The following is a 9,079-nucleotide window of genomic DNA, read 5'->3' on the forward strand; positions in this document are numbered from 1 at the left end:
ATTTTTCAATAATATAATCTCGGGAAAATATATTTTGCCAAATTACTATGTTCGCTAAAAATACGCTGAAATTAACATTAGGTCTTACGCTTACATCTCTTTTATTGAGTGCATGTGGTGGTGGTGATGGAGGAGACAACACACCGCCAGCTAGAAGCAAAGGAAGCATTTCCGGTATGGTGTTTGACGCCCCAGTCAATGGCGCCAAGATAGAGGTTTTCGAGTTCAAAAATGGAAACTTAGGTCGGAAGTTGGCTAACACAACGTCTGATGCCTTCGGAAACTATCTGCTAGAGTTTGAATCTTCGTCAATGCCTCTTTTTGTTGTTGCAAAAGAGGGGAGTTATACCGATCCGTTTACAAATGAAACGGTATCTGTGAGTAATGCGAAGACACTTAAATTTGAAGGTGTTGTGAACTTTAAAGAGGGGAGTGAGCAAAAGTTAATGCTTACTCCGCTGTCGAACTTGGCAGCAGGCTTGGCAAAGTACAAAATTTCCCAGGGGGCCACAGATGAAAGTGCCTTTTCAACCGCTTTGGATAGTATCAATAGCATGTATGGTTTTGACGTAAATGAGACCAAACCTATTGATATTACCAAAGGTGGGCAAAGCAGTTTTGCTAGTACTGGGCATCAATACGGCGCTTTATTAACAGCATACTCGTCTTACTCTTACGATCTTATAAAAAAATACGGCAACAGCGATAACGTCTACACTTCAATGCATTTCGCCGACATCCAATATCGGGATGTTATTGCAGATGGTGTTCTTGATGGTCTTGAAGTGAGCAAGACTTCAGGAGCAGTGACTCCCCTCAGCTTTGGACAGAAAAAGATAAACAGCGACGTTTACACACGTGACTTATCTCAGCACGTTTTGATCGTGGTAAACGACCCAAGTATCAATATTTCTGGTACTGATGCTGCCGACTATGTCGACTTTAGTAAGAAGCTTAATGACTTAGGTACATATGGCAGTACAGATGGCGTCATTCCACCGCGAGATGGGACGGAGATTGATACCACAGCGCCTATCGTGACACGCATTGACCGTGATGTACTTGCAGGCACCGATAAAGTTGAACTAAAAATTGTTGATGATATCGGTGTAGAAGACGTATCCACCTTTATTCAGTATCAGATTAATGGCTCTTGGTCTGGTGAATTTCAATGTAACGACATACAAGATTTTGGAAGCACATTCTGTTCGGTTGAATTTGATGATTTTGAAGTTGGCCTTCGAGAGACCAACGTTAAAGTTACCATTAATACCAAAGAGATCGATAGTGTAGATATGAACCCTGCCACTGGGCTCTCAAACGTAACAGCAGCACGGTTAGTCTTATATACAGCGGATGTACTGGGTAATGAGTTAATTCCAGGCAGCCATTCGGGTCTTCATATCAATTTTGAATGGGATAACGATGCGCCTGTTATCGATATTACATCGGCGAGTGCAATTAATAACCAACTTAAAGAATACGTTCTGAAAGGCGTTGTAAAAGAAAGCTCGCAAGAGATTAGTTCGGTCAGTATTTCATTTAAAGATGGCTTACATGAGGGCGTCACATGTTCTCCTGTCACTGTAGAGTCTGGAAATGCTTGTGAGTTTAGTAAGGCTTACCCAACTGATGAATTCCTATCTACGACGGTCTTTGAGGTTCGAGCGAGGGATAGCAAAGGCAATACGGGCTCTGCGCAGCATGCAGTAAGTCGTGACGATCAAGCGCCAGCACAGACGATAACCTATCCTGAAGGTACGTCAATGACGTACGTAAATGTGGGGTTAGATGGTGAACGAACCACTTACGATGGTATCTACTCTCAAGATACGTACACCCCAGACAATGTTCAAGCAAGCCGCGATTTCCTGAAGATTGACTATGCGTATGCAAGTTTAGGGATTCAGAGCTCATTAAAAGGGATAGATTTTAGTAACTTCAACGCTAATTTATTGAAAGAGAATAAAATCCCTTATGTTCGTGTGAAAGTATCAGACGTAAATACCGATACGGTTTTAGGCTCCAACGCTAATAAGCTTAAGCTCGTCGTCAAGTACTACGTAAGCCAAAACAACGATAACAACTACTCACTTCAGCAAGTTATTGATACAACGGCATCAGATGACGATTACATCGCAAAAATTCCGCACGAAACGCTGTTAGATAGCAATGGGCGAGTAGAGGATGTCATCTATTACATTCCTTTTGTAAGAGATATTTTGGGTGACAGCTTTAAATCGGTATCAGAAAACAGTAGTCAAAAGTTAGTCATTCAAACCGTCGATGAGTCTGATAACGAAAGCACTCCAAGAGAAGTATATTTTAGAAGTAGCTTTGACCTACCAACCATAAAAGTGGTGACACCATTTATTGGTGCGCGAGCTCAACTTGAAGGGTTGAGCCCAAGTGGTGAATTCACTTCACTTGCAAGTTGTACCACTATCCAGCAACTGGAAAGTGACCAGTCTATGGCTCTTGACGTAGCGAGCTGTGAAACCACAACTGACGTAGTGAATTATGATTTCATGCGTGTTCGTTTAATTGGTATCGAAGGCAGTGAGCCATACTATTACCAATGGAAAAGAGATCCAGGGACCAAGAAAGTAACGGTTGACTTAAACAAGGCCAATATTGGTGTGTATTTTAAGCTCAAAGGTTCTCAAACTTACTATATTACTGAACTATCGACATATCAGACTGGTTTGTTTGATTTCCAGTGGGATCAAGTGACAGCGGGAGAGAAAACTTCAGAACGTGCGATTCAAATTCTTGATGAGGTGCGCTACGCGTTATCAGGTACGAATAACAACTCATTCTTTGGGTTTGACCCAACGGTTGTGTCTTATGCAACCAATGAAATGCTTACGACTAAAGCGATTCCAGACAAGCCATCAAATGACTATCTACACCGATTCCTTGTTGAAGCAATTGATAGTATTGCCGAGAGAATGCCAAGAAATAACTCATTAGATTTTGCATCTGCTATTTACGATGATTTTAGCTACGATGGAAAAGCAAATGGTATAGGGGCCGGAGGAAGTCAAGTTACGCTCGATTCTTACACGTTTGGCGCTGAAACTTACCGAAAAGATCTGGCGCAATCGTATTATGAAATCATGGCGAGCAAATACGGTATTGAGACCAATATCGCGCAGCTCTATGCTGATGATATTTCGATGGCTAATCCTGACTTAAATGGTAAGAACATTTTTGATACAGAGGGTAGCAGTATCGATACCTTGCCGCCGCAGCCAAAATTAACCATTGAAAGCGGTAGAGAGACGATGGTTGGTAATAGGCTTTATATCGCTGGCGAGGTTGTTTCTAAAATTGTCCTAGACGATCCTTCTGGTATTGTAGGAACCGACGCTCACGGCCCGAAGTTTAGCACGATGTGGTATCAAGCCAATGAGCCAAATATTGAAATACCACTGGACATCAACATCGTAGAAAACTCAGACAGCAGCAATGCTTATCGAAAAGAGTACTTCTTCACCCTTAACTCCCAGTCTAGTGAACTAAAAGATATTATAGAGTTTGCCGTGGAGACCAGTGCTATGGACCCACATGGCAATGCGTATGGTTACAATGGTAAATCTCCGTTTATAGAATCGGTGTTTATTGATAACGACTTCCCTAAGGCCAGTTACCTTCCACCGAATGATGTCGATGGTAAACCTGTAGAAAACGGTATTTATTTAAATGCGAACAATACTCATGAATTAACCTTCAAGGTTGAGGATATTGTTGGTGATAAGCTTGCCTCGAGGGGCCTTGTTTTCTACCAGCAAACCGGTGAAAAAGTAACATACACACCAGAAAACTTTGCAAGTAACTCGAAAGACGCGTTTAAAGTCAAACTATGTACGGGCGAGATTTGTTCAAATCAAGGCTCTACGATTTATCCTGGTGATGGAGATTGGTTAGTTGTTGCAGCAGCAGAGGACAACTTAGGTAACTCCGTTTCAGAGTTAACTAGCACCGCTCCGAGATTCAATATTCGTATCGACTCTGAAGCCCCTATTGTAAAAAGTGAGCAGGTTCAAAGCCGTTTAGGTGGTAATAACCAATGGGCACCTGTCATTGATTGGGGGACGTTAAGCTCTGGCAATAACGTAAAAATAGATTTGCGCCGCGGATCTGGTCAGGCTCTGACATTAGAAAGCTGTGACCCTCTAACAGAGGCGTGTGACGTACCATACCTAGTTGGTGAACAGCCTGACGTCAAAGTCCAACTGGTTTCAAAAGCATTTGATTACGATGAATGGAATGAATTTTACGTCACTGCGACGGACAACGCTTACCCTGCCAATGTTAGTACAACAGGGAAATTTACCTTCCAAGTCGATAACAAAGGCCCTGAAATCATCCTAAATACGCCTTGGGTTGAAGACACATTGTCTAAAGAGAACTATGTCATAGGGCGTGAGTTCAATGTGCGATTTAAATCCGTAATAGACGATTCAGACCTTGAGCAAGTCTCGCTGTATCAAAGTGGTAAAGATTCGCCAATTAAGACAATTGTGCCAACGGATTCATCTAAAGAATTTGTCATGTCTCTTATCAAGAGTGACACAGATAAAATAGACATTTCTGAAGATGAAAAAACAACGTCATTGTATGTAAAAGCAACCGATATTTATGGTTTTGAGTCTAGTTCTAACACGCACAAGGTTATTCTTGATCGTGATGGGCCAACATTAGGATTAAGTGGTTTCAATGCGAATGACTACTACTTAGGTAACTATGTCTTTGACCTAACGGCTCTAGACCTAAATGCAAACGGTGATGTTTCAATTAATGGTGTCAATCGAGAAAGCCTAGAGTATTGGACGTTTAGCGATCTGGAGCCATTACCTGGCTCTCCCGGTACAAAAATCAATGAGGATCTCAAAGTGAGCCTTGGTGATTTAGGTACGGGTACACACAAGGTTCGTTTAAAAGGGTCTGATGTTCGTGGCAACACAACCTTAACCAGTGGTGAGCAAGATTTTACCGTCAAAGTGTACAACTCAATCCCGCAGGTGACGCTGGCGATGAGTTACACGGATGGAACGCCCATTACAAACAACACCATCTATCAAGATGGGAATATCGTACTTACGCTTGATATTGTTGATGATAGTGGCGTTGATCGAATTGACTCAACGTATAGATTTTCTGGTGAGCAAAACGGGACTAACTTTACGTTCTCAGAAACCGCAGATGGCACTTGGACCGCAACGTTGCTTTCTACACAAATTGCCAAAGATGGTAATTATGAACTTGATATCAAGGTTTATAACAAAGTTCGTTACCTTGATGAAAAAGACCGAAAGGTTGGAAAAGTAAACCAAACCTTTAGCGTACAGCGTGAAGGCGTGGTTCTAACAGTTGAAAGCCCGCTGGACTTCCAAAATTACTTATCTGATGGTGTTCTTGATGTCACCTTTACTACATTGAGTGCGGTCAAAGCCAAAACGTTAGAGTGTTGGGTTCGTGAAGAATACAACTCTCTAGATGCGCCACCAACTAATGAGCAACCAACTTCTGGTGTTATCAACGTATCGCAAGAACCTTACAGTTGTAGTGTCAATGTTGGGCAAAACATGACCAAAGCACCTGTTACTTTGATCACTAAAACCTTGGGTACAAATGGGCGTGAAACGATCAACAAGTTCAATTTCTCGATGGTGGATATTGATGCACCGACAGTCGTGGATGGTAACTCATACAGTTTTAAAGGAAGTGATGTTTGGTTTGATGAAGCTTTGAAGAAGAAGATGCTCACATTTGAGCTCTCTTTTAATGATGCTTTATCAGGCGTGAATACCGAAAGTTCAGATGAATATCCAAAGTTGGTTCGTAATCTTGGCAACAAAGCTTATACACCAACGACTTGTGCCAAAGGTGTTGGAAATATCAAGTGTACGTATTCTGAATCCTATGCCGATATTATTGATGGCCTGAGTACAACTCAAGAATACAAAATCAAGAACTTATCTGATTTAGCAGGAAACTTGACGCCAGAGCACGATCTAATGCTTGAATTACCTAAAGGTTCGGTAGTCGTTGAAATTACTGATCCGGTCGGAAACACAACCATTAATGGTCAGCAGCTTGTCGCCAAATTCAGAATTAAGCTGTATGAAAACTCTAGACTAGACAATGTGATGGCCAGGTTTGGAACGGAATCCTACAACTATAAAGATCATCCGGAGAAGTTTGCACAATTAGAGGTGTGTGCAGATGACCCAACCTACAAGTGTTCAACATTTACAAGTGAACTTCCTAGCGATGCGGATGGAAAAACGATCAGGACAACGATTACTGCAACGGATGTGTGGTCGAGAGTCGGTGAAGCGAACGTTGATATTAAAGTTGACAACACACCTCCAAGTGTTGGCGATGAGATAATCGTAACCGAATCGCCAACAAATCCAGATAATGTTCGTTTTCGTTTTGACATAACGGACACTGGTAGCAGCCTCACAAAAGTAAACTACTCGGTTTTAAACCCGAGTTATCAAGAAGAAAGAGTAGAGGATGGGAATGGTTCATCTACGTACTTTGAACTACCGAAATCTCAGTTAGAGGGGCGTGGTTCAATCACGGTTGATATCAAAGCGACAGATAGTGTTGGGCTATATTCAGACATCAGAAAAGTCATTGATATTAGTGTTCCTAAAGTCACGATTGATTTCGATGGGATTACGAGTTTGCAGGGTGGGAAACTGTTTTTTACCAAGGCGAGCCAGCCGTTTACGGTATCTACTGTGGAAGGAGAAAGAGTGAAAGCTTCACAATATTCTGTGGAGCTTATTTCAAGCCTCGGTGATTCCTTGCGTTACTCAGGTGATGTTATCTCATCTAGTGGTAATGGAATGATGAACTTTGCCGTCGATAACCAAGGGTCATACACCCTTAAGGTGACGGTGACGGACTCAGTTGGAAGAGAGAATACAAGCTTTGAATTACTAGGCAAAAGTTATGATGGAAAGGTTATCGAATCTATTGTTGATTATGACGCTCCAAGTATTTCGGGCTTAAGTGCTAATCAAACCTCTAAGGTGCCGACAAACGATAAGTATCAACTAGAAATTAGTGCATACATTACAGATAAAAATTTAAACCTCGTCACGTCAAAAGCGGTGAGTGGTGGTAGCACAGTGGCTCCTCAAGCGATTACTGAGCCGACAACCGAAGCGGGGCCTTATGTCATAAGCTATTTGTTACCGAAAGGCGATCATACGATCACGGTGGCAGCAACAGACAAGGTGGATAACAAGAGTGAAAGTTCTATTGACGCGCATGTGGAAGCGGCAACCGTTCCCGGGCTAAGTATCTCTACCGCCTCAAGCGCCCCTCTTTTTGGAGGCGAAGAGATTACGCTTGCGTTTAACTTTACAGAAGAAGTTACGAACTTTGATATTTCAGATGTCCACCTTGTCGCTAGTGATAACGGTGCAACAGGAACGTTAAAACAAGATACTTGGTCCACTTCAGACAACGTTACGTGGACGGTTAATTACATCAGTCCAGAAAAGCAAGATAAAAACATAACAATACAGGTAGAGGATGATAGCTACCAAAGTATCAACACCATTCCTGGAAAAGGAAGCAGTTTAAGTATCGCGGTTGAAGGAACCTTACCAAAACTGACCAATGTGACATTTAACCCCGAGCATCAGAGCGTGGGGCAAAGCGTGAGTGTCTCACTTGAGTTTGATAAAGAGCTCCAAGAGGCGACCGCTACACTTGGCGGCAATCGCATTAGTTCTCTGTCAGCAACGGCAGATAAAAAGGTCTGGGTTGGTGATGTACAAGTTCCGAGCACCGCGCTGTTAAGTGTCGACTTGGTTGTTAGTCAATTTAAAGATTTGACTGGCAACATAGGTGAGGATAACACCGCTCACGAATTACCGATCACGCCAACCTTAGCCATCACGCCAGTGGGCAGTGTGGATGAAACGCATGCCGCCACGCTACAATTCGAAGGTACGTCGACACGTTTTGACGGCCAGTCCCTGCGTCTTGAAGTGAAAGCCCAAGGCAGCGCGACGGTACTAAAAAGCAGCAGCGCGACAGTACAAGCCGGTGGCACTTGGACCAGTGACGCGATTGATATGAGTCATCAAACCAATGGCACTTATACTGTGATGGTGACGGGGACGAACTCAGCGGGCATTGAAGTGAGTGAAAGCCAGAGCTTTACACTCGCGCAGTCTCTGCCAATGCTGACTAACGTGACGTTTACGCCTGAGCACCAAGCCATCGGCCAAAGCGTGACGGTGACGCTGGAATTCGATAAAGATCTGCAATCCGCCGCAGCGGAGTTAGGTGGCACGACGATCACCTCGTTAGTGGCAACCGCGGACCCAAGTGTTTGGACTGGTGATGTAGTGGTACCAGACTCGTCAGAGCTGAATGTGGTGTTACTAGTTCGTGACTACCAAGACTTATCAGGAAATACCGGTAGCCAGAACACGGCTTACTCCATGCCGATCACGCCAACTTTAGCTATTACGCCAGTGGGTAATGTGGATGAAACGCAAGCCGCCACGCTACAATTCGAAGGTACGTCGACACGTTTTGACGGTCAGTCCTTGCGTCTTGAAGTGAAAGCTCAAGGCAGCGTGACGGTACTAAAAAGCGGCAGTGCAACAGTACAAGCCGGTGGCACTTGGATCAGTGACGCAATGGACATGAGTCACCAAACCAATGGCACTTATACCGTGATGGTGACGGGGACGAACTCAGCGGGCATTGAAGTGAGTGAAAGCCAGAGCTTTACACTGGCGCAGTCTCTGCCAACGCTGACTAACGTGACGTTTACGCCTGAGCACCAAGCCATCGGCCAAAGCGTGACGGTAACGCTAGAATTCGATAAAGATCTGCAGTCCGCAGCGGCGGAGTTAGGTGGTACAACGATCACTTCATTAATGGCAACCGCGGACCCAAGTATTTGGACTGGTGATGTGGTGGTACCAAGCACGTCAGAGCTGAATGTGGGGTTGCTTGTTCGTGACTACCAAGACTTATCAGGAAATACCGGTAGCCAGAACACGGCTTACTCCATGCCGATCACGCCAACTTT

The 9,079-nt window shown here is 43.7% G+C and carries 1 protein-coding gene; it reads left to right on the forward strand.

Going from position 1 to position 9,079, the window contains the following annotated elements; genetic code table 11:
- Positions 1–47: 47 nt before the first annotated feature.
- A partial coding sequence (locus R7O13_RS01940; protein WP_318302825.1) for a tandem large repeat occupies positions 48–9,079 on the forward strand: 9,032 nt, incomplete at its 3' end.

This window comes from Vibrio sp. Y176, from assembly GCF_033438945.1.